Consider the following 18,626-nt stretch of genomic DNA (forward strand, 5'->3'; position numbering starts at 1 on the left):
CTGGCGGAGCGGTGCGGGCAATTGCTCAATCCGCGACGGAGACGTCCGGCGCGACCGATCCGATATTGTAGCCTTCGAGCTGGGCTGCCGGCGCGTCGGCGGAGGCGAAGTTCAGGATCGTCGCGGTCCCCGGTGTCACGGGAATGACCCGGGACGGCGGCAGGCCGACGAACTCATGACAAGCCGCGCGGATGACGCCGCCATGGACGACCGCGAGCAGGTCGCCCTGCGCCTTATGCAGCCAGTCCCGGATTCCGGCCGCGACCCGGGCGCGAAAATCGCCCCAGCTTTCGCCTTTGTCCGGCGTGAACGTGCCGGCCCGCCAGGCGTGATAGCGCTCCGGCTGCTCGGCGATCAGGTCGCGCTTCCGGCGCCCCGTCCATTCGCCCATGTCGAGTTCGCGCAGGCGGGCGTCGGACGGCGCATCCGGGTAGCCGATCAGGCCGACCGTCTGGCGGGTGCGGCCGAGATCGGAGGAGACGACATGCGCTGGCAGCAGCGCCCTGACATAGGGCACGAACTCGCGCGCCTGCCGGATACCGCGCTCGGAGAGCTCGGAATTGTCGTGCCCCTGCAGCCGCTGCTCGACGTTCCACAGCGTCTCGCCATGGCGCATCAGGATAAGTCTCATGGATCGATCCTTTCGCCGTCCATCGTGAAGGCGGCATCGGGTGTGCTGGAGAACGACAGACCGACCTCGTCGCCCGGTGTCGCGGTGAAGAACCCCTCGGCCATGCCGGTGAGGCGCAGGTCTCCGACCATGACCGTGACCATCGACTGGCCGGCGATCGGGGCGGCCTCGGCGAAGCGCCCGACGAGCTGGTGCCCGTCATCGACCCGTCCGACGGCGACGTCCTGCGCCCGGTAGAGCAGTTGCACTCGCTCGTGCCCCGCAGCGAACGCGGCCGGAGCCAGCGCCACATCCGCGAAAGCGAACCGGTCCTGCACGCGGGTGACCGGCAGCAGATTGGCTGGCGGCGTGCCGAGGAAGGACGCGACGAAGGTCGTCGTCGGCCGGCGCAGCAGGTCGATCGGCGCGCCGAACTGCTCGACCCGGCCATGGTTGAGGACGGCGACATGGCTGGCCATCGTCATGGCCTCGACCTGATCATGCGTGACATAGACCGATGTCGCGCCCGTCGCCCGGTGGATGCGCATCAATTCGCTGCGCATCTCGATGCGCAGCTTGGCGTCGAGATTCGACAAGGGCTCGTCGAACAGCAGGATGCTCGGCTTCGGCGCGATGGTCCGTGCGATCGCGACGCGCTGCTGCTGGCCGCCCGAGATCTCGGCCGGGTAGCGATCGCGCAGCGCCGATATCCCGAGCAGGGACAGGACCTCGTCGACGCGGGCGTTGCGGTCGGCCTTGGACCAGCGCGCAACCTTGAGCGGCCAGGCGATATTGCCGGCGACCGTCATATGCGGCCACAGCGCATAGGACTGGAAGACCAGTCCCGCATCGCGCGCGCCGGCATCGGCGATGACGCCGCCTGTCCCGCTCGACACCGTGCGGCCGACGAAAGCGATCTCGCCCGCGCTCGGCGCTTCCAGCCCGGCGAGCATCCGGAGCAGCGTGGACTTGCCGCAGCCGGACGGGCCGACCAGTACCAGGAAGGCGCCTCGCGGCACCGAGATGTTCACGTCCTTGACGGCGGCGACGTCGCCGAAGCGCTTCACGAGCTGGCTGATGCGGATGGCGTCCTGCGCCGGGCCGATCGATGCGGGCGCCATCACTGCTTCCACTTCTGCACGCGGGTCTGGATGAGATGCGCCGCCAGCGAAGCCGCCAGGCAGATCACCAGGATCACCAGCGTGATCGCGTTGGCGAACTGCATGAAGCCCTCGGACGCATAGCGATAGGCGACCATGCTGAGCACCGGGGAGGTCGCGGTGAACAGCAGCACGACGAGCGACAGGTCCCTGACCATCTTGACGAAGACCAGGATCGCGCCGGCGAGCAGGCCCCGGATCGTCAGCGGGAAGATGATGAAGACGAGACGGGTGAGCAGCCCCGCACCGGTCAGGCGGGCGCTCTCCTCGATATCGTTGGAGATCTGGCCGAGGACCGAACGGCCCGACTGCACCGCATAGGGCAGGTTATGCGCGGTTGCCGCCAGCACCAGCAGCGCGAAGGTGCCGTAGAGCGACGGCAGCGGCCCGATCGGCGCGCCGAACAGCGCGATATAGGCCGCGGCGAAGGCGATGCTGGGGACCAGCAGCGGCAGGAACGCGAGCTGGCTGAGCACGGTCGCGAGCCACGTCCCCTTGTTGCGGACGATCGTATAGGCCAGCGCCAGCCCGAGCAGCATGGTCGTGAGCGCCACCGTCAGTCCGAGCTTGAGCGTGTTCCACAAGGCCTCGACGATCATCGGGTTGCGGAAGAGGCCGGCCTGCCCCTGGGCGAGGGCGCCGCCACCTTCCCCGATCCAGAAATGCAGCGTCCAGTTGGAGAACAGCACCCCGCCCTGCGGCGCGAGGCTCGACGCTGCCAATACCAGCACCGGCAGCACCGAGGTCGCGAGCCCGATGATGAGCGCGACCGCGAAGAGCGGCCAGCGCCAGGCTCCGAGCGGAAAGCGCTTGATGCGCCCGCCCTTGCCGGTGACGGTGGTGAAAGCCTTGCGGCCGGCGACGAGCCGGTCGCTGCAGAACAGCAGCGCCGCCGAGACCGCGATCAGCAGCAGCGCCAGCACGAAGCCGCGCTCGGTCTCGCCAGTCTCGATCATACCGAACAGCCGGGTCGAGAGCGTCTGCATTCGGACCGGCAGGCCGAGCAGGGCCGGCGCGGCGAAATTCGCCACCGCCCCCGCGAAGGTCAGCGAGGCCGCAGCGACCAGGGCCGGCGTAACGACCGGTAGGACGATGCCGAAGAAGATGCGTCCCCGCCGTGCGCCAGCCATCTGCCCTGCTTCGATCAGGTCGGCACCGACCGAGCTGAGCGCGGCGGCGATGATCGTGTAGGCGAGCGAGAAGTAATGCGCGATCAGGACGATCATGGTCGGTGCCAGCCCCCAGGCCAGCCAGTCCGGCACGTCGAAGCCATTCGCCTGGAACACGCCGGGCGAGCCGCCGAGCCGCTCGTTGCGGAACAGGGTGCCCCAGGCCAGCGCACCAGCGAAGCTCGGAATCATGAACGGCAGCGTCGAGAGCGTCGCTACGAGGCCGCGTCCCGGCAGGTCGGTCAGCGTCACAAGCCATGCGAGGAAGCCACCGAGCAGCAGGCAGCCGGCCGCCACGCCGAGACCGAGCAGCATCGTCGTCGAGAGCGGGCGCCACCAGAGATTGGCCGAGAGCGGGCTGGCGAGCACGGTCGTCCAGGCCTGGAGCCCGTCCGGTGTCAGCGTCGCCAGCAGGATCTTGACCAGTGGCGCCGCGACCAGAAGCGCAATTACCACGGAAAGAAAGAGCGGCAGGACACGGTTGGCGCGCAGCAGCGGCGCGCGCCCGGATACAAGCGCGAGTGAGGTCATGACAGCGTTTCCCGGAGCGAGACCGGCCTCTCCTGTGAGAGAGCCGGCTCGCGGCATCGGCGTTACTGGAGCGAGATGATGAGGTCGTTGATGCGCTTCCTTGCCGCGGCCGTCCGCGCCGGGTCGATGCGCCAGGCCTTCAGCTTGTCGAGCGGGACCGAGTCCGGATCATCCGCGATCGTCTTGCGCGTGGCGTAGTCGCCGGGAACGTTGAACGGCTCGAAGGCAGCGCCGCCGGTCGACGAATTGTCCCCGAACATGAAGTCGATCAGCAGGCGGGCGGCGGCCGGATGCGGCGCCTTGCTCGCGATCGTCAGCACGGCCGGGAACAGGATGCCGTTGGCCGGCTCGACATTATTCGCCACCTGCAGCGCCCAGCCTTCCTTCTTGTTGTCGCGCCGGTCGGAATAGGTGCTGAAGCCGACGGGCGGGTTCTTGCTGGTCTTGTCGCCGACCGCCTTGTTCACGAGGTCGCTGTTGGCGACCAGGATCAGGTCGTTCTTGAACAGGGCGCGGATGAACTGCTCGCCGGCGCCCTTCAGATCCTTGTCGATCGCGATGTCCTTGCCGAACTGGGCCTTGTAGGCCGCCGCCATCTCGTCCGGATGCAGGGCGATCTCGGTCATCAGGTCGAGCAGTTCACCGCGCTGCGCCGGGTCGACCATCAGCACCTTGCCGCGCCATTGCGGGGTGGTGAGCTGCCAGAGATTGGTGACCGGCGAGCCGTTGGGATGCGCGGCCTCGTTATACATCAGGACCTTGGTCGAGAGCCGGTGCACGAGCAGCGGCGCCTTATGCGCGGCGTCGATCTCGCCCGCGACACGCGGCGGCACATAGTTCTGGACCCGGCCGGCCTTGAGCAGCTTGTCGTAGACCACCGGAGTATCCGCCAGATACAGCACGTCCACGGCATTCACGCCCGCCTGCTGCTCAGCTTCCAGCCGCGCGATCTGCTTGACCGAGCTCATGTCGAGGCCGATCAGGTCGATGCCGGGATACGCGCTTTCGAAGGCTTTCTCGATGCGGGCGATCCGGCTCGACAGCGAGAAGATCGTCACGCTGCCTTCCTTAATCGCCTGGGCAACGAGCTGCTCGCGCGTCATCGTGTCGAGATTCTGGGCCGCCGTTCCGCCTGCCGCCAGCAGCATCGCCGGCAACAGCAGAGACCGCGCCAGTTTCGATAGGATCTGCATCCGTCCCTCCCGCTTATCGTTATGTCATTCGAATTCGGCGAACAGGTCCGCGAGCTTCTCCAGCCGGCTCATGATCGGATCCTGGTGTCGCCCCGCGATCGTCATCAGGATGGCGTTGACGATCGCGAAGGGAATGGTCGGCGTCTGGAATTCGCTGCCGGAGCGCCCGCGCGGCGCCGCCAGCAGGAGCTGCGCCTCCGGCTGCATCATCGGTCCGGCGAGGTCGGAGATCAGGAGCGTCGCGGCTCCCGCCTGCGCGGCATGCCGCATCAATGGCTCGTAGCTCGCGGGCTGCTTGCGGAACGCCAGCGTCAGGACGACATCGCCGGGCTTCAGGCTGACCACGCGCTCCGCGATGTCGCGCCCGCGCCCGGACAGGGCGATCGCCGTCATGCCGAAGCGATCCAGCCGCCGCTGCAGGAAACTCGCGACCGAGCGTGCATGGCCCTGGGCGAAGATGAAGACGCGCCCGGCCGCGAAGATCATGTCCGCCGCCTGGTCGATATCGGCCTGCGAGATGCAATGGCTGAGCTCGTTGAGCGCAGCGATCTCGGCACCGATCAGGTCGGCGAGGAAATGCCCGCCCTCGACCTTGGCCACCGAGCGGCGCATGCGGTTGGCCGCGTCCTGTCCTTCGAGAACCTCGCGCTGGAGCTGGTTGCGCAGCTCCGGATAGCCCTTGTAGCCGAGCTTCTGCGCCAGCCGTGTCGCCGTCGCCTCATGGACCTGCGCCCGTTCGGCGAGTTGCATCCCGTTCAGATAGGCCGCCTCCGCCCTGTTCTCGAGCAAGGTCGTGACGAGCCTGCGATCGGCGTCGGTCAGCTTCGCGGAATGCGACTTGATCCGCTCGATGATGCTCATGGCCTTCCCGCAATATTTTTTGCAGGATTAAGCTAGTTCACAATTTCTCCTGCCGTCAACTGGAATTGTAGATCCGAAAGCGATTGCAAAATTCCTTGCAGTGGCTTGCCGGAGCGACTTCACGGCCCGTTGAGCGACATGTTCCAATGGGAAACACTGCCGGCTCTGCGTCCGATTCGACCACGCATGGCGATGCAATGGCAGCTCGGCGCACCGGCATTCGCCTGTGTTTCGATCGAAATCCACCGGCCGAACTGTCAACCTTGCCCGGGGGCCTCGCTCTCGTCGGATGCAGCATCAAGCTCCTGCGGCATCGACCTTGGCGCAGCTTCCCGGTTAGGCCGGGCGAAGCGAAGGAGACGGGCTGTCGGCATGATGGCAGGCCACCAGCCTTTCATCGACGGTCCTGAGCGCCGGCCGCTCGCTCCGGCATCGGCCTGTCGCGGCGGGGCAGCGGCGCGCGAAGGCGCAGCCCTCGAAACGGTCGAACGGGGACGGCAATTCGCCGGCGATCTTCACATGCCGCGAGCGCGCGGCACCATCGATGGACGGCGTCGCGGCAAGCAGAGCCTGCGAATAGGGATGCAGCGGGCGGGCGAAGAAGCGCTCCTTCTCGCAATGCTCGACCACGGCGCCGAGATACATGACCATCACGCGGTCGGCGATGTGACGGACGACGCCGAGATCATGCGAGATGAACAGGTAGGAGGGCGACAGCTCCTCCTGCAGGTCCATCATCAGGTTGAGGACCTGGGCGCGGACGGAAACGTCGAGCGCGGAGACCGGTTCATCGGCGACGACGATCTTCGGGTTGAGGATGAGCGCGCGGGCGATCGCGACGCGCTGGCGTTGGCCGCCTGAGAACATATGCGGGTAGCGCACGGCATGTTCGGGCCGAAGCCCGACACGCTCCAGCATGGCGATGACCGCGTCATGCCGGGCATCCCGGTCGAGCCCGGTATTCACGGCCAGCGGTTCGTCCAGGATATCGCCGATGCGCTTGCGCGGATTGAGCGAGCCGAAAGGGTCCTGGAAGATCAGTTGAACCGAGGGGCGCATGGTCCGCAGCTCTTCCGGCGCCGCCGCCCCGACCTCGACTCCGCCGATATGCAACTGACCTGCCGTCGGCCGTTCGATCATCGTGACCAGGCGCGCCAGCGTCGATTTCCCGCAGCCGGATTCGCCGACCACCGCGAGCGTGCGCCCGGCCTCCAGCGAGAAGCTGACGCCGTTGACCGCCCGCAGCGTGCGGGGCTTCGACAGGAAGCCGGACGACACGAGGTAATCGCGCTGCAATTCGCGCGCTTCGAGCACGACCTCGGGAGCTTCCGTCATCGTCATCGCGGCTGCTCGCTGAGGGGATGATGGCACCGGACCTGGCCGGCATTCAGCCCGACCAGCGACGGCGGCACGTCGCGGCAGCGCGCATCGACGAACTGGCAGCGTGGCGAGAAGATGCAGCCGCTCGGCCTATCGGCGAGGCCGGGAACGGTGCCGGGGATGACGCTCAGGCGCCGCTTGCCGCGATTGCGCTCGGGCAGCGCCTCCAGGAGCGCCGCGGTATAGGGATGGCGCGGGCACTCGAAGAGCGCGCGCGTCGTCTGCAATTCGAATGGCTGGCTGGCATACATCACCATGACGCGGTCGACCGCCTCGGCCACCACACCCATGTCATGGGTGATCAGCACCATCGCCATCCCCTGCTCGCGCTGGAGCTCGGCGAGCAGGCCGAGGATTTCGGCCTGGATGGTGACGTCGAGCGCGGTCGTCGGCTCGTCGGCGATCAGGAGGCGCGGCCGGCAGGCGATCGCCATCGCGATCATCACCCGCTGGCACATCCCGCCCGACAACTGATGCGGGAACGCGTGGATACGGCGCTCCGGGTCAGGGACGCCGACCTTCTCCAGAAGCTCGACCGCCCGTCGGCGCAGGGCGATACGCGCCCCGCCCTCATGGGTCTTCAAGGCCTCGACCAGTTGGAAGCCGACGCTGAAGCACGGGTTCAGCGATGTCATCGGCTCCTGAAAGACCATGGCGATGTCCTTGCCCATGATCCGCTGGCGCCGCGAGGCGCGCAGGTTCCGCAGATCGATGCCGTCGAAGGACATCCGGTCGGCCCGCACCCTCGCCGGCCAGGGCAGGAGGCCCATCAGCGCGAGCATGGTCACGCTCTTGCCGGAGCCGGATTCGCCGACGATGCCCAGCACCTCGCCCCGGTCGAGATCGAGGTCGAGCCCGTCGACCGCCCGGAACGTACCGTCATCCGTGGGGAATTCGACGGTGAGATTGCGGATTTCGAGCAGGGGCATCGCGTCTCTCACCGCTTCAGTTTCGGATCCAGCGCATCGCGCAGGCCGTCGCCGAGAAGGTTGAAGGCGAGCACGGTGATCAGGATGGCGCAGCCGGGCAGCGTCACGACCCAGGGCGCGGCCTGGAGGAAGCTCAACGCCGATGCGAGCATCGTGCCCCATTCCGGCGTCGGCGGCTGGGCGCCGAGTCCGAGAAAGCCAAGCGCAGCGGCATCGAGGATCGCGGCCGAGAAGCTCAGCGTCGTCTGGACGATCAGCGGCGCCACGCAATTGGGCAGGATCGTATCGGTCATCAGGCGCCAGCGGCTGGCTCCCGCGACCCGCGAGGCGACGACATAGTCCCGCGCCGCCTCACTCAGCACCGAGGCGCGCATGAGTCGTGCGAAATGCGGCAGGAAGACCACCGCCACGGCGATCATCGCGTTGGTGAGGCCGGGTCCCAGGATCGCGACGATCACCAGCGCCAGCAGCAGGCTCGGCAGTGCCAGCAGGATATCCATCGCCCGCATGATCAGGAGATCGGCGGTTCCGCCGAAGAAGCCGGCCACCAGCCCGAGCAGACCGCCGCAGGTCAGAGAGAAGCTCACGACCAGGAAGCCGATCAGCAGCGACAGGCGCGAGCCGTGGATGAGCCGGGACAGCACGCAGCGCCCGAGATCGTCCGTCCCGAACGGGAACCGCCATGCCCCGCCCTCCGACCAGACGGGCGGCTGGAGCAGGTGGTCGCGAAACTGCTCCGCCGGGCCGTGCGGTGCGACGATGTCGGCGAAGACCGCGGTCAGCAACAGGAGCACGACGATGGCGAGCCCGCTCATCGCACCGCGGTTGCGGCGCAGCGAGCGCCAGGTCTCGGCCGTCAGGCTCTCGCGCCTGGCGCGTGATGACGGTTTCGTCGTTCCGGTTTCGAGCGCGGCCATGATCAGCGCCCGTGCCGGATTCGCGGGTTGAGCAACCCGTAGGCGACGTCGACGATCAGGTTCACCAGCATCACCAGCGAGGCGATGATGAGCACGCCGCCTTGCAGGACAGGGTAATCGCGCCGTGCGATGGCTTCGACCAGCCATTTCCCGATGCCGGGCCAGGAGAAGATCGTCTCGGTGATGATTGCCCCGCCGAGCAGCACGCCGATCTGCAGGCCGATGACGGTGACGATCGGGATCAGGGCATTGCGCAGCGCGTGGAGATTGACGACGCGCAGGGCTGACAGTCCCTTTGCGCGGGCGGTGCGGATATAATTCTCGCCGAGAACCTCGAGCATGGCCGACCGGGTCATGCGCGCGATCACCGCCAGCGGCAGCGTCGCCAGCACGATCGTCGGCAGCATGAGATGCATGATCGCCGAGCGGAAGGCGCCGCGTTCGTCCGACAGCAGGGCGTCGATGGTCATGAAGCCGGTGACGCTGTCGACGAAATAGGACAGGTCGATGCGGCCGGAGACCGGGGTCCAGTGCAGATTGACCGAGAAGGTCAGGATCAGCAGCAAACCCCACCAGAAAATCGGCATGGAATAGCCGGTGAGCGAAGCCGTCATCATCAGGTGGTCGTAGAGCGATCCGCGTTTCATTCCCGCCAGGATGCCGGCAGGGATTCCGATCAGAACGCCCAGCAGCACGGCGCAGAAGGTCAGCTCGATCGTCGCCGGGAACAGGCTCATGAATTCCCGCAGGACCGGCTGCTGCGTCGAGAACGAGACCCCGAGATCGCCGCGCAGGACGCCTGCGACATAGCCGAGGAACTGTTCCGCAAGCGGCTTGTCGAGCCCCATCTGCCTGAGCAGCGCGGCGTGCCGTTCCGGCTCGATGCCGCGTTCGCCGAGACGCACCTCCACGGGATCGCCCGGAACCAGGCGGATCAGGATGAAGGTTAGGAAGATGATGCCGAAAAACGTCGGGACGATCAGGCCGATCCGGGCCGCAAGATAACGGAGCATGAGCCTCGCCTGCATGGAAGGAGCGGCGGAAGCGCATCCGCTTCCGCCGCGGCGATGGCTGCTCTTACTCGTCGATATCGACGCCTTCGAAGATCGGCGTGCCCAGCGGATGGATCTGGTAGTTTTTCACCTTCTTGCTGGCGACGTGATAGACGATCCCGTGCGCGATCGGCAGCCACGGTGCCTCGGCATGGAAGACCTCCTGCGCCTTCCGGTAGAGTTCGGTCCGCTTCGCCGTATCGGTGATGAACTTGGCCTGCTCGACCAGATCCGAATACTCCTTGCTGCACCAGCGGGCGATGTTCTGGCCGCCCTGACGGGCGGTCGAGCACGACAGCAACACGTTCATGAAGTTGTCGGGATCGCCATTGTCGCCGATCCAGCCATATTGTCCGAGCGTATGCTCGCCGGCCTGGAGGCGCTTGCGGTACTCACCCCACTCGTAGCTCTTGATTTCGGCCTTGATGCCGACCTTGGCGAGGTCCGCCTGCATCATCTCGGCCATCTTCCGGGCGTCGGGGTTGTAAGGCCGCTGCACCGGCATGGCCCAGAGATCGACCGAGAGTTCGCCGACGCCTGCCTCCTTCAGCAGGGCCTTGGCCTTCTCGACATCGTAGGGATAGGGCTTCAGCGTCTCGTTATAGGCCCAGATCGTCGGCGGGATCGGATTGGCCGCAACGATGCCGGTGCCGCGGAAGACCGCCTTGACGATGGCATCGCGGTCGATGGCCATGCTGACAGCATGGCGGACCCGCTTGTCGTCGAACGGCTTCTTGCTGGTATTGAAGGCGAGGTAGCCGACATTGAGGCCTTCGCGCTCCATGACATTCAGCTTGGCGTCCCCTTTCAGCCGCGGCAGGTCGGCAGGGCTCGGATAGGGCGCGAGCAGGCACTCGCCTGCCTGGACCCTGGCCATGCGCACGGCGGCATCCGGCGTGATCGCGTAGACGAGCCGGTCGATCGGCTGCTTGCCGTTGAAATAATCCGGATTGACCGTGTAGCGGATCGTCGCGTCCTTCTTGTAGTCGACGAACATGAAGGGTCCGGTTCCGACCGGGACCTGGTCGACCTTCTCCGGGGTTCCCGCCTTCAGCATCGCATCCATGTATTCCTTCGAGTGGATGGAGGCGAAAGTCATCGCGAGGCTGGCGAGGAAGGTCGCATCAGGCTTGGTCAGTTCGACGCGCAAGGTGTTGTCGTCGACCTTGGTGATAGATTTCAGCAGCGTGTGAAATCCCATGTCGTTGAAGTAGTCGTAAGCTCCGCCCGAGACCTGATGGTAGGGGTGATCCTTGCGCCACATCCGGTCGAAGGTCGCGATCACGTCGTCGGCCGTGAAGCTGCGCGTCGGCTTGAAATCGTTGCGCGCATGGAACTTCGCGTTCTTGCGCAGACGGAAGGTATAGGTCAGCCCGTCGGCCGAGATCTCCCAGGATTCCGCCAGACCGGGCCTGAGCTTGGTCGAGTCGCGCTCGAACTCGACGAGCCGGTTGAAGACCGGGTGGGCTGCGCTGAGGCTCGGGCCCGTCGTGTTGATCTGAGGGTTGAAGTTCTCCGGGCTGCCCTCGGAGCAATAGGTCATCGTCTTTGCCAATGCACCGGACGTCATGGCCACTGCCAGCGCAGCCGCCGCGGCTGTCCTGAAGAATATCGCCTTCATGCTTTCCTCCCCGAGATCGTTGTTCCGCGCAGCCCGCGGCTTCTGCCGACTTGTGCTGCCGCTTCGATGTGTCGGCTGCCTGCAGCGCCGGCTTCACGAGCGCTCGGCCTTCGATGACGATCTGTGTCGCCACGATCGCGGGCCGCCGACCGGTTGCGCCTTGTCAGTCGCAGTCTGGCCGGCAGATCTCGCCGGCAATGCAGCCCTCCGTCCGTATCCTTCCGCTGCTGGCGAAAGATCCATCGAAGGTTAGGGAAGTCGATATCTGGGCGACAAATGATATGACTTCATCTCAAGCATTAGAAAAAATAACTCGTACACATCGAGATTATCCGCTCTGATCATACGATCTCGCGACCTCTCCGGCGCTCACGGCAGACCGATGCACGTCTCACTCAGTCATCTGAAAGCGCTCAAGGTTTTCGAGGCCGCGGCGCGGCTGGCCAGCTTCACCCGCGCAGCCGACGAACTCTGCGTCACGCAGGCCGCCGTCAGCCACCAGATCAAGGGATTGGAACAGAAGCTCGGCTTCTCCCTGTTCCACCGGCAGATCCGCAAGGTCGCGCTCACCACCGCTGGCGAAAACCTGTTCCGCATCCTCACCAGCGCGTTTCAGGACATCGAGGCCACCATCCGGGACCTGCGCGCCCATGCCGCCCAGAGCGCAAGCCTGAACATCTCGCTGACCCCATCCCTCAGCTCGAAATGGCTCCTCCCGCGGCTTGCCTCTTTCACCGCGGAGTTTCCCAATATCGAGCTGCACCTCTATCACTCGATTTCGAGCCGCGACCTGATCAAGACCGAAATCGATCTCGCGATCAGATGGGGCGACGGAAAATGGTCGGGCTTCTGTGCCGAACAGCTCTGCCGCAGCCATCTGATCCCCGTCTGCGCACCCGACTATCTGCGGGACGACCTGCCCCTGAACAAGCCGGACGACCTGCGGCACTACACCTTGCTGCATGAAGACAACCACGCCGAATGGGGGCAATGGCTGCGGGCGGCGGGCGCGCGCCGGGTCAACTCCAATCGCGGCCTGATCATCGACGACAGCAACACGCTGCTGCTCGCCGCGATGAATGGCCAGGGGATCGCGCTCGGTCGCACGCCGCTCATCTTCGCGGACATCAAGGCGGGTCGGCTCGTCTGCCCGTTCGATGTCTCAATTCCGTGCGAGCAGTCCTATTACGTCCTTTATGCGCCGGCCAAGGAAGGCCACCCGGCCATCCGCTCGTTTCGTGCTTTTCTCGCCAAACAGGTGATGGACGAAGCCTCGATGACGCCCGCCTCCCGGCTGCCTTCGTCCCGCGCCGGAAAGGGACGCGCGGCTCCCGCAGCGCCCTCCCCGGAAGGGTGAGCTCCCTGCCGCCCCTATGAGGAGGCGCCTCAGCCGGTCTCGCACCAGACCCAGAGCAGGGTCGCGTCGACATCGCCGATCGTATAGCAGAGATGGGTCAGCCGGCTGTCGAAATAGAGGCTGTCACCGTGCTTCAGCCTGATCTCGTCATAGGTACCGCTGACGAAGGCGACCTCCCCCGCCAGCACGTAGAGGAACTCCTCGCCCTTGTGCGAGGCCGGCTTCTCGAACTGATGCGCGGCGCGTGCCTTGACGGTGGTCACGAAGGGCACCATCCGTCGGTCCTTCAGCCCGGTGCAGAGATATTCGTGGACGTAGTTCGCTTCCTCGCTGCGCCGGCCTTCACCGGCGGGCGTCGTCGTCAGGCGGCCGGGCTGGCCCGCCCCCTGTTCCGAGAGCAGGCTGACCAGCGTGACGCCGAGGCCGGCGGCGACCAGTTCCAGGACCTCGAAGGTCGGCGATGCCCGGCCGTTCTCGATCTTCGACAGTGCCGATTTCGAGACGCCGCCGCGGCGGCTGACCTCGTCCAGCGTCAGTCCCTGTTCGGTGCGCGACGCCCGGATCCGCTCTCCGATCCTCATCTGAGGGCGCACCGAACCGGTATCCGGCACGGGAGGCGTGGCGATATCCGGCATGCGTCAACGACCTTTCACTTCATCGGCGCCCATGGCGCCTTCCCGTTGCGACGCCCCGCGAGGCGCCCCCGGCACGGCTGCGAGCAGCTCCCGTGTGTAGGCATGTTCTGGGTCAGCAAATACCGCTTCTGTCGCACCGATTTCAACGATCCTGCCGCGCTGCATGATCGCGACCCGGTCACAGATCTGGGCCGCAACCCGCAGATCATGGGTGATGAACACCAGCGACAGCGCCATCTTCTGCTTCAGCTCGGCGAGAAGCGCGAGCACCTGCGCCTGCACGGAGACATCGAGCGCCGAAACCGCCTCGTCGGCGACGATGACCTCGGGTTCGAGCGCGAGCGCCCGGGCGATGCCGATGCGCTGGCGCTGGCCGCCGGAGAATTCGTGCGGATAGCGTTTCAGGCTGTCGGCATTGAGCCCGACGAGTTCCATCAGTTCGCCGGCCCGACGCTCGGCCACTTGCCGCGCGACGCCGTGCGCGATCGGCCCGTCGGTGATGATCCGGCTAACCGTCTTGCGCGGATTGAGCGAGGCATAGGGATCCTGGAAGATCATCTGCACCTTGCGGCGGGCAGCCCGCAGGGACTCGCCGCGCAGGGCGAGGAAATCGGTATCTCCCAACCGGATCGCGCCCGCATCCGGCACCAGCAGGCGCACCAGACACTTGCCCACCGTCGACTTGCCCGAACCGGATTCGCCGATCAGGCCGAGCGTCTCGCCGCGCCGCAGATTGAAGCTGACATCGTCGGCCGCGGCGACCTTGCGCGGCGCCCTGAACAGGCTCGCCCGGCTGACATAAGTCTTGCGCAGGCGCTCGACGCTGAGCGCAATCGGCTGCCCGCCGAGCGAAGCTGCCGGCGGGGGCGTCAGAGAGGGCACCGCGGCGAGCAGCGTCTTGGTATAGGCATGTTGCGGGTGCTGAAGAACATCGGCCGCCGTACCGCTCTCGACGACGCGGCCCTGATGCATCACCACGACCCGGTCGGCAATCTCGGCGACAACGCCGAAATCATGGGTGATCAACAGCACGCTCATCCCGCGCTCGCGCTGGAGCCGGGCGATCAGCTTCAGGATCTGCCCCTGCGTGGTCACGTCGAGCGCCGTCGTCGGCTCGTCGGCGATCAGGAGATGCGGCTCCAGCGCCACCGCCATCGCGATCATCACGCGCTGGCGCTGGCCGCCGGAAAGCTGATGCGGGAAGGCACGCAGCAACGTCTCCGGCTCTGGCAGACCGACTTCGGTCAGCAGCGCCAGGGCCTTCGCACGGCGCTCGCCCGGACTCAGCGCGCCATGGGCCTTGAAGACCTCGACGATCTGATCGCCGATCCGCTGTACCGGATTGAGCGAGGTCATCGGCTCCTGGAAGATCATTCCGATGGAGCGGCCGCGAATGGCGCGCCATTCGCGATCGGAGCAAGCGGTCAGTACCTTCCCGGCCAGCTTGATCTCGCCGGCTCCCACCTTGAGGCCTTGCGGCAGAAGTCCCATCACGGCATGAGCCGTCATCGACTTGCCGGAGCCGGATTCACCGACGATGCAGAGCGTCTCGCCGCGCCGGACCTCGAAGCCGACATTGCGGATCGCGTGGGCGCGGTCGCCGCCGCCCGGCAAGGCAACGGCGAGGTCGCGGATGGACAGGACCGGCTCCATCATCGAGGCCCCGCTCATGTGCGCCTCCCGCGCAGGGTCGGGTTGAAGGCGTCGTTCAGGCCCTCGCCGATGAGGTTCAGCGCCAGCACGGTGACGAAGATCGCCGAGCCTGGAATGAAGCTGATCCACCACTGGTCGAGCACGCGGCTGCGACCCGAGCCGACCATGTAGCCCCAGCTCATCACATTGGGGTCGCCGAGCCCGAGGAAGGAGAGCGAGCTTTCCAGCAGGATCGCCGTCGCGGTCATCAGCGAGGCCAGCACGATCACCGGCGAGATCACATTGGGCAGCACCTCTCCCAGGATGATCTTGCGGACCGGCAGACCGGTGACCACCGCCGCCTGGACATAGTCGCGGGTGCGGATGCTCAAAACCTCACCGCGCACCAGCCGCGCCACCGGTGGCCAGCTCACGATCGCGATGGCGAGCACGATCGAGGCGACCGAGGGTTGCAGGATCGAGACGATGACGATGGCGAGCGCGAAGGAGGGGATGGTCTGGAAGAACTCGGTCACCCGCATCAGCGCGGCATCGACCCAACCGCCGAAATACCCGGAAACGGCGCCGAGCGGCACGCCGACCAGCAGCGCGACCAGGGTCGAGACCAGTCCGATCAGGAGTGAGACGCGCGCGCCATGGACCAGCCCGGCGAGGATGTCCCGCCCGACCGTGTCCGAGCCGAGCGGTGCCCGGTCCAGAACGAAGGGCGCGAGGAACGGCCGGTGCACCATCCGCCAGGGCGAGCCGGGGTAGAGCAGCGGGGCGAGGACCGCGACAATGATGACGACCGCGAGGATGCATAATCCGATCACCGCGCCGCGATTGCGCGCGAAGGTCCGCATGAAGGAGCTCACGAGACCGCCTCGATGCGCGGATCGACGAACCGGTACATCAGGTCCGTCAGGATGTTGAACACGATGACCATGGCCGAGCAGGTGAAGAACACCCCGAGCAGCACCTGATAGTCACGCTGCAGCAAGGCGTCGAAGAGCAGCCGGCCGATGCCCGGCCAGGCGAAGACGGTCTCGACCAGGAGCGAGCCGCCGACGAGTTGCCCGGCCTGCAGGCCCGCCAGCGTCACCACCGGCAGGATCGCGTTGGGAACCATGTGGTGGCGGACGACCGCGCCCGGCGCCAGCCCCTTGGCATAGGCCGTCTTGACGTAGTCGAAGCGCGAAACCTCCAGCATCGAGGAGCGCATCATCCGGGCGTAGACGGCGGTGAAGAACAGGCCGAGCGTCATCGCGGGCATAATGAGATGCCGGCCGATATCGAGCGCGCGCCTTGCCCCGGTGAAGCCCGACCCCATGCTTTCGTAACCGACATTCGGCAGCCATCCCAGATATTTGGAGAAGACGATCTGGGCGATGATCGCCAGCCAGAACAGCGGCATGGCGTAGAACACCAGCGAGCCCGTCATGATCGCGCTGTCGGAAGCACGCCCGACCCGTCGCGCCGCAATGACGCCGAACAGCACCCCTGCGACGAGGGAGATCAGCAGCGCGGAACCCGTCAGGAGCAGCGTCGCCGGCAGACGCTCTGTGATCAGATCGAGCACCGGACGCTGCTGGCGATAGCTGAAACCCAGATCGAGGCTGAGGATGCCTTTGAGATAGATCCAGAACTGCTCGGCCAGCGACCGGTCGAGGCCGAAGCGCTCGCGCAACTGCTGCATGAAGACGGCGTCGCCCGCGCCGGCTTCGCCGGCCATGACCTGGGCCGGGTCACCCGGCGCCAGGCGCAGCAGGAAGAAGTTCAGGGTGGCGATGGCGACCAGGATCACGGCCGCTCCCAGCGCCTTTCGAAGCAGAAACAATGCGAACGTCACGCGTTCCTCCACGCTCCCGACGGCAGCGAGGGAAAAGCGATCCCCCGCGCCATCGGCGGCCTGCCTCAGGCCTTCCAGGCGTCCTGGAAGGCGTCGTTCATGCCGGTCGCGGTCTTGATCAGGTTGCTGAAATTGCTTCGGTAGATCGTCGGGAACTCGAGCTCCAGCATCCAGGCAACCGGCAGGTCGTCAACCAGGATTTGCTGAACCTTGGTGTAGAGTTCCTGCCGCGCCGCATCACCATTCGCGACAGCAGCCTCCGCGAACAGCCGGTCGACCTCCGGGTTGGAATAGCCGGCGACATTGTTCCAGGGCGAGCCCTTGGCGATGTTGCTGGAAACATAGGTCCGCGCCACGCCCAGCGCCGGATCGCCGAACTGCGACAGCCAGGTGAAGGCGAGATCGAAATCCCAGTCCGACAGACGCTGGCCATAGCCGGCGACATCGGTGGTCACGAGCTGGACGTTCATGCCGATATCGGCAAGATTCTGCTTCACCGCTTCCGCCCAGCGCGTCCAGGCCTCGCCATAGGGCAGCGCCAGCAGGCGGATCGGCTCGCCCTTGTAGCCGGATTCCTTGAGCAGCGTCTTGGCCTTGGCAGGGTCGAAGCCGTAAGCCGTGACCTTGTCGCTGTAGAAGCGGGTCTTCGAGTTGACCGGCCCCGTGGCCAGCCGCGCCAGCCCGTTCCAGATCACGTCCTTGGCGAATTCCCGGTCCATGCCGTACATCACCGCCTGGCGGAAGGACTTCTTCGCCATCAGGCCCTGACGATGGTTGAACCAGAGCCAGGACTGGGGCGCGATCATCTCCCAGCCCTTGCCGGTGACCGCGGTGTTCGGCTGCTTCGAGAGCTTGGCGACGTCGAAATTCTCGACCGTGCCGCCGGTCAGGATGTCGACCGCGCCGGTTTCGTAGGCGACGACGCGCGCCGCGGCGTCCGGGATGATCTGCCAGTAGATTTCGTCGAGATAGGGCAGTCCCTGCACATGGTAGTCGGGATTGCGGGTCAGCTTGATATGCGAGCCGCGCGTCCATTCCGCCAGCTTGAACGGGCCGGTGCCGATCGGCGTGTTGTTATTGGGATTGGTCTTGTAGTCGGTGCCGGCATAGAGGTGCTTCGGCACGATCGGCGTGGTGCTCAGCTCGAACATCAGGATGAACGGGCCGAAGGGGTTCTTCAACTGGTAGCGCACGGTGAAGTCGTCGAGTTTCTCGATACGCTCGACATGGGTGGTGGCGACCGGGCGCCAACGCGGGTGCAATTCGCGCAGGAAGACGTCGGTCGAGAAGACCACGTCATCGGCGGTGAAGGGCTTGCCGTCATGCCATTTGACGTTGCGCTTGAGATGGAAGGTATAGGCCTTACCGTCTTCCGATATCTCCCAGCGCTCGGCGAGCGAGGGAATCGGCTTCAGATCATGGCCATATTTCAGCAGGCTCTCGTAGATGCTGCCGGCGACCATCTGCGTCGGCGTGTTCTGGACGAGGCCCAGCATCAGGCTCGACGGCTCCGGATGAACCACTGCCCGCGCGACACCCCCGCGCTTGGCCGTCTGTGCCAGCGCCGTGATCGATCCGCTGGCCAGCGGGCTCAGCCCGAAGAACACTTCACCCGCCGCAAGGCCGGCGGCGCCGGCCTTGAGCAGTTCACGTTTGTTGAAGCCCGTCATGATCGTTTCCCCTTGTTCTGATTGTGTTGAATCTGGCGAGGCCGGGCGGTCTTGGCGCCG

Annotated in this window: 16 protein-coding genes; 1 reads left to right on the top strand and 15 read right to left on the bottom strand. The window is 66.0% G+C overall.

What is annotated here, in order from left to right:
* Nucleotides 1-25: 25 nt before the first annotated feature.
* The 10 genes from J0I42_RS05790 to J0I42_RS05835 all read right to left on the bottom strand — a co-directional run bounded on the left by J0I42_RS05790 (nucleotide 26) and on the right by J0I42_RS05835 (nucleotide 11,423).
* Nucleotides 26-631 carry a histidine phosphatase family protein gene (locus J0I42_RS05790; RefSeq protein WP_291653681.1) on the bottom strand — a complete coding sequence of 202 codons (606 nt, stop codon included), beginning with the start codon at nucleotides 629-631 and terminating at the stop codon, nucleotides 26-28.
* Nucleotides 628-1,731, bottom strand: coding sequence for an ABC transporter ATP-binding protein (locus tag J0I42_RS05795; protein WP_291653683.1), 1,104 nt, complete (start codon nucleotides 1,729-1,731; stop codon nucleotides 628-630). Before J0I42_RS05795 ends, J0I42_RS05790 begins: the two co-directional genes overlap by 4 nt.
* Nucleotides 1,731-3,470: an ABC transporter permease gene (locus J0I42_RS05800; protein ID WP_291653686.1), complete on the bottom strand. Its 1,740-nt coding sequence runs from the start codon at nucleotides 3,468-3,470 to the stop codon at nucleotides 1,731-1,733. Before J0I42_RS05800 ends, J0I42_RS05795 begins: the two co-directional genes overlap by 1 nt.
* A gap of 62 nt (nucleotides 3,471-3,532) precedes the next feature.
* The gene (locus tag J0I42_RS05805) at nucleotides 3,533-4,645 is read right to left on the bottom strand and encodes an ABC transporter substrate-binding protein (RefSeq protein WP_465247648.1); all 1,113 of its coding nucleotides are present in this window, start codon (nucleotides 4,643-4,645) and stop codon (nucleotides 3,533-3,535) included.
* Nucleotides 4,646-4,687: 42 nt separating this feature from the next.
* Nucleotides 4,688-5,524, bottom strand: a complete 837-nt coding sequence (locus J0I42_RS05810) for a MurR/RpiR family transcriptional regulator (RefSeq protein ID WP_291653690.1) — start codon at nucleotides 5,522-5,524, stop codon at nucleotides 4,688-4,690.
* A 336-nt stretch (nucleotides 5,525-5,860) separates the two neighbouring features.
* Entirely contained in the window at nucleotides 5,861-6,865 is a 1,005-nt protein-coding gene (locus tag J0I42_RS05815) for a dipeptide ABC transporter ATP-binding protein (protein ID WP_291653691.1), read from the bottom strand.
* Nucleotides 6,862-7,833: an ABC transporter ATP-binding protein gene (locus J0I42_RS05820; protein ID WP_291653693.1), complete on the bottom strand. Its 972-nt coding sequence runs from the start codon at nucleotides 7,831-7,833 to the stop codon at nucleotides 6,862-6,864. Before J0I42_RS05820 ends, J0I42_RS05815 begins: the two co-directional genes overlap by 4 nt.
* A gap of 8 nt (nucleotides 7,834-7,841) precedes the next feature.
* Nucleotides 7,842-8,750 (bottom strand): ABC transporter permease subunit, encoded by a 909-nt coding sequence (locus J0I42_RS05825; protein ID WP_291653695.1) that lies wholly within the window; start codon nucleotides 8,748-8,750, stop codon nucleotides 7,842-7,844.
* A 2-nt stretch (nucleotides 8,751-8,752) separates the two neighbouring features.
* Nucleotides 8,753-9,763, bottom strand: a complete 1,011-nt coding sequence (locus J0I42_RS05830) for an ABC transporter permease subunit (protein ID WP_291653697.1) — start codon at nucleotides 9,761-9,763, stop codon at nucleotides 8,753-8,755.
* Between the two features lie 64 nt (nucleotides 9,764-9,827).
* Nucleotides 9,828-11,423 (bottom strand): ABC transporter substrate-binding protein, encoded by a 1,596-nt coding sequence (locus tag J0I42_RS05835; RefSeq protein WP_291653699.1) that lies wholly within the window; start codon nucleotides 11,421-11,423, stop codon nucleotides 9,828-9,830.
* A 382-nt stretch (nucleotides 11,424-11,805) separates the two neighbouring features.
* On the opposite strand from J0I42_RS05835, the gene gcvA reads away from it, so the two are divergent.
* Nucleotides 11,806-12,780: a transcriptional regulator GcvA gene (gene gcvA / locus J0I42_RS05840; RefSeq protein WP_291653702.1), complete on the top strand. Its 975-nt coding sequence runs from the start codon at nucleotides 11,806-11,808 to the stop codon at nucleotides 12,778-12,780.
* Nucleotides 12,781-12,809: 29 nt separating this feature from the next.
* Here the strand turns inward: gcvA and J0I42_RS05845 are convergent, their stop codons facing one another.
* From J0I42_RS05845 to J0I42_RS05865, 5 genes are all read right to left on the bottom strand, one after another.
* Nucleotides 12,810-13,415: a helix-turn-helix domain-containing protein gene (locus J0I42_RS05845; protein ID WP_291653703.1), complete on the bottom strand. Its 606-nt coding sequence runs from the start codon at nucleotides 13,413-13,415 to the stop codon at nucleotides 12,810-12,812.
* 3 nt (nucleotides 13,416-13,418) lie between these two features.
* Entirely contained in the window at nucleotides 13,419-15,071 is a 1,653-nt protein-coding gene (locus J0I42_RS05850) for an ABC transporter ATP-binding protein (RefSeq protein ID WP_291654032.1), read from the bottom strand.
* 11 nt (nucleotides 15,072-15,082) lie between these two features.
* Entirely contained in the window at nucleotides 15,083-15,922 is an 840-nt protein-coding gene (locus J0I42_RS05855; RefSeq protein WP_465247642.1) for an ABC transporter permease, read from the bottom strand.
* Nucleotides 15,919-16,896: an ABC transporter permease gene (locus tag J0I42_RS05860; RefSeq protein WP_291653705.1), complete on the bottom strand. Its 978-nt coding sequence runs from the start codon at nucleotides 16,894-16,896 to the stop codon at nucleotides 15,919-15,921. The genes J0I42_RS05855 and J0I42_RS05860 overlap by 4 nt, the downstream gene beginning before the upstream one ends.
* Nucleotides 16,897-16,961: 65 nt before the next feature.
* Complete coding sequence (locus tag J0I42_RS05865; protein WP_291653708.1) at nucleotides 16,962-18,566, bottom strand: ABC transporter substrate-binding protein; 1,605 nt, start codon at nucleotides 18,564-18,566, stop codon at nucleotides 16,962-16,964.
* Nucleotides 18,567-18,626 lie beyond the last annotated feature (60 nt).

Source organism: Allobosea sp., assembly GCF_017308015.1.
Lineage (GTDB): Bacteria > Pseudomonadota > Alphaproteobacteria > Rhizobiales > Beijerinckiaceae > Allobosea.

Excerpts from the sequence above, each read along its gene's own strand:
- J0I42_RS05835 (WP_291653699.1), bottom strand. The coding sequence starts at position 11,423 with ATGAAGGCGATATTCTTCAGGACAGCCGCGGCGGCTGCGCTGGCAGTG.
- J0I42_RS05810 (WP_291653690.1), bottom strand. The coding sequence starts at position 5,524 with ATGAGCATCATCGAGCGGATCAAGTCGCATTCCGCGAAGCTGACCGAC.
- J0I42_RS05825 (WP_291653695.1), bottom strand. The coding sequence starts at position 8,750 with ATGGCCGCGCTCGAAACCGGAACGACGAAACCGTCATCACGCGCCAGG.
- J0I42_RS05815 (WP_291653691.1), bottom strand. The coding sequence starts at position 6,865 with ATGACGATGACGGAAGCTCCCGAGGTCGTGCTCGAAGCGCGCGAATTG.
- J0I42_RS05830 (WP_291653697.1), bottom strand. The coding sequence starts at position 9,763 with ATGCTCCGTTATCTTGCGGCCCGGATCGGCCTGATCGTCCCGACGTTT.
- J0I42_RS05865 (WP_291653708.1), bottom strand. The coding sequence starts at position 18,566 with ATGACGGGCTTCAACAAACGTGAACTGCTCAAGGCCGGCGCCGCCGGC.
- J0I42_RS05790 (WP_291653681.1), bottom strand. The coding sequence starts at position 631 with ATGAGACTTATCCTGATGCGCCATGGCGAGACGCTGTGGAACGTCGAG.
- J0I42_RS05800 (WP_291653686.1), bottom strand. The coding sequence starts at position 3,470 with ATGACCTCACTCGCGCTTGTATCCGGGCGCGCGCCGCTGCTGCGCGCC.
- J0I42_RS05820 (WP_291653693.1), bottom strand. The coding sequence starts at position 7,833 with ATGCCCCTGCTCGAAATCCGCAATCTCACCGTCGAATTCCCCACGGAT.
- J0I42_RS05850 (WP_291654032.1), bottom strand. The coding sequence starts at position 15,071 with ATGATGGAGCCGGTCCTGTCCATCCGCGACCTCGCCGTTGCCTTGCCG.
- gcvA (WP_291653702.1), top strand. The coding sequence starts at position 11,806 with ATGCACGTCTCACTCAGTCATCTGAAAGCGCTCAAGGTTTTCGAGGCC.
- J0I42_RS05845 (WP_291653703.1), bottom strand. The coding sequence starts at position 13,415 with ATGCCGGATATCGCCACGCCTCCCGTGCCGGATACCGGTTCGGTGCGC.
- J0I42_RS05795 (WP_291653683.1), bottom strand. The coding sequence starts at position 1,731 with ATGGCGCCCGCATCGATCGGCCCGGCGCAGGACGCCATCCGCATCAGC.